The 2,086-nt window shown below is 40.7% G+C and carries 4 protein-coding genes; all 4 read left to right on the top strand.

The annotated features are described in order from the left end of the window. The first annotated feature begins 45 nt into the window (after positions 1–45). A complete protein-coding gene (locus ACWNM1_RS30495) occupies positions 46–987 on the top strand; it encodes an S-layer homology domain-containing protein (protein WP_449603923.1) in 942 nt (313 codons plus the stop codon). Positions 988–1,066: 79 nt separating this feature from the next. Further along, positions 1,067–1,279: a hypothetical protein gene (locus ACWNM1_RS30500; protein ID WP_449603924.1), complete on the top strand. Its 213-nt coding sequence runs from the start codon at positions 1,067–1,069 to the stop codon at positions 1,277–1,279. A gap of 10 nt (positions 1,280–1,289) precedes the next feature. Beyond that, complete coding sequence (locus ACWNM1_RS30505; RefSeq protein ID WP_449603925.1) at positions 1,290–1,838, top strand: hypothetical protein; 549 nt, start codon at positions 1,290–1,292, stop codon at positions 1,836–1,838. Between the two features lie 10 nt (positions 1,839–1,848). Further along, positions 1,849–2,086, top strand: a 238-nt coding sequence (locus tag ACWNM1_RS30510) for an HNH endonuclease signature motif containing protein (protein WP_245238041.1), incomplete at its 3' end; no start/stop codon positions are given.

Consider the following 2,086-nt stretch of genomic DNA (forward strand, 5'->3'; position numbering starts at 1 on the left):
CATGAACGTTCCATAGAAAGGAACTTGAAAAAACGGAGGTACATAATGAAAAAAATATTAATTAACAGTCTAATAGTAGTTTCTTTAGTTGGGATTGGTTTATTGACACAGGTTCATCCGGCGATAGCAGCAGAGCAAACAATTACATTTAAGGACATTAAAAAGCATTGGGCTAAAGCTGCTATTGATGAGGCGGTCAAAAATGGATATTTCAAAGGGTATGACGACGGCACATTCAAACCGAATGAGACAGTAACACGAGCAGAGTTCGCTGCGTTACTGGCAAGGGCATCGAAGGTGCAGGCTGAGGAGGACCAAACGAATGTTTTTGAGGATTTGGAAGGACACTGGAGTGAGGCAGAAGTAAATCGGGCAGTTTCGCTGGGTTACATTAAAGCCAGTGATTATCCGAACGGATTTAAGCCTAGCACACCCATTACACGTATAGAAATTGCCAAATGGATGGCATCTGGACTTGCAGTAGCCGATGTTGATTATAAGCAAGCTTTGCAGGACACGGTGACAACGGTGCTTCCGGTAAAAGAATATTTTAAACCAGGTATTCCGCAGTCCCAATCTCCATATATTGCGGTTTCACTAGGTACGAAGCTGATGAGTGGGTATCCTGATGGATCATTTGGTTTAACCAAACAGGCGACCCGCGCCGAAGCCTCTGCCATTCTGTTGCGTTTAAATACGGTCAGTCAGCAGAAAGCAGGTAGTTTCGTGGGACTAAATGAACTACGAGAAGTGGGAACCAAGCGGACCAATATGGAGAGTATTAGTCCTTTTTCGACCAATGGCAGCTCATTCAATGATGTTGCAGAAAAGACTGACACATTACGTAATAACGCGGGTACGATTAAATTTCATCATTTTATTATAGTAGATACACAGGATTTCAAAAACCAAAAGGGAATTTATGCGCCGATGTTTGTAGATGAAAATGAGTATGTTAGTAGTTTAGATAGACGTGGGATTTTTTAGGGCTTACGTGGAAATTACGATTTATCCGAAAACTGAGCATTTCTCATTGAATCATTATTACAATGGAGCTGATGGGTTAGTGAATGGAACAAGAACATATACTGATAATCCTAAGGAGAAATATGGGTATTTGACTTTACCTTATGAAGAAACTGAGGGGTTCTTTTCTAACTACCGAAATGGAAAAGGAGTGAGGTTGTGGGTACAACAATATATAGTTGTTGAGCACCCACGTGATTCAATGAAAACAGATGATGGTTCACGTGTTAGTTTTGACATGAAAATAGAATAGGTGAAGTGGTATGAAAAAGTGGGGGATAAGCTTTCTGTTATTAGCTTTATTAGTTGCCCAATTTCCAGTTTCAACTTATGCAATAGGATTTCTTGAGCATGGATATCCATCAGCACCAGATGCTGTTGTTACTCCGCAAGGTCCTGCACCAATGCAGACTTTGAAAGTAAAAGTAAAGGGAGAGAAAGAGGCAACACCCAAAGTCATATGGGTGCAAACAGATGGCCCGAATTGGAATGCGACTTGGTACGGGGGATCTGAAACAACCGGTACAACTGGATGTGCAGTACCTAATAAAAAACGTACCGATTTCATATTGGATATGAGTGTTTATGCGCCGGATTTAATGATAGACTCTACAGATAATGAATTTACTAAATCTGAAATTAAAAATTTTGCAATTTCAGATATGAAATGGGTAAGCGCTAAAAACTATACGCCAGCTATAACTGGTGAAGATCCAGAGTTTCAGGTGGGGACGATGACTGCTAACATAAAGGTGTATACGGGGTATGATGATGAAGATAAATTAATATATAACGATAAGCCTGAATTTTGAGGGTGCAGGCGTGGTAGTGCATAGTGATGAGCTCCCAAAAGATTTGTGGAAAAAAGGTGATACAGAACAGTTTGACCGGTTAAATGATAATCTTCCAGAAGACATAAGAAAACTGGTTGAGAACGGATCGTATACATGGCACCACACTGAAGTCCCTGGGAAAATGCAATTGGTTCCTTATGGAATTCATAACATTACAACTCACAATGGCGGAAGGTCTACTGGAATGTGGGCAGATGCCGCAAGAT

This window comes from Paenibacillus sp. Marseille-Q9583 (assembly GCF_976954365.1).

Excerpts from the sequence above, each read along its gene's own strand:
- ACWNM1_RS30495 (WP_449603923.1), top strand. The coding sequence starts at position 46 with ATGAAAAAAATATTAATTAACAGTCTAATAGTAGTTTCTTTAGTTGGG.
- ACWNM1_RS30505 (WP_449603925.1), top strand. The coding sequence starts at position 1,290 with ATGAAAAAGTGGGGGATAAGCTTTCTGTTATTAGCTTTATTAGTTGCC.